This is a genomic window from Burkholderia cepacia (assembly GCF_001039005.1).
Taxonomy (GTDB): Bacteria; Pseudomonadota; Gammaproteobacteria; order Burkholderiales; family Burkholderiaceae; genus Burkholderia; species Burkholderia theae.
Map to the genome: position 1 here is coordinate 1 of NZ_LDWR01000163.1, position 219 is coordinate 219.

A 219-nucleotide genomic window follows, 5' to 3' on the forward strand; every position below is an offset into this window, starting at 1 on the left:
TGACCCTGCCCTGAATCCACGTACAGCAAGAAGTTTGATAACTTTTTGTCTGTATGGAGAAGAGCATGGCAGAGAACGTGGTACCGAGACGGCAGTACACGAAGGAATTCAAGGTAGAGGCGGTGCGGCTGGCTGAGAGCGTCGGTCAGCATGAGGCGGCTCGCAGGCTGGGCGTGCCGGTGGCGACACTGGGGAACTGGTGCCGTGATCAGCGCGATG

At 58.4% G+C, this 219-nt stretch carries 1 protein-coding gene; it reads left to right on the forward strand.

What is annotated here, in order from left to right; all coding sequences use genetic code 11:
* Positions 1–53 precede the first annotated feature (53 nt).
* Positions 54–219, forward strand: a 166-nt coding sequence (locus VL15_RS41590) for a transposase (RefSeq protein WP_155420433.1), incomplete at its 3' end; no start/stop codon positions are given.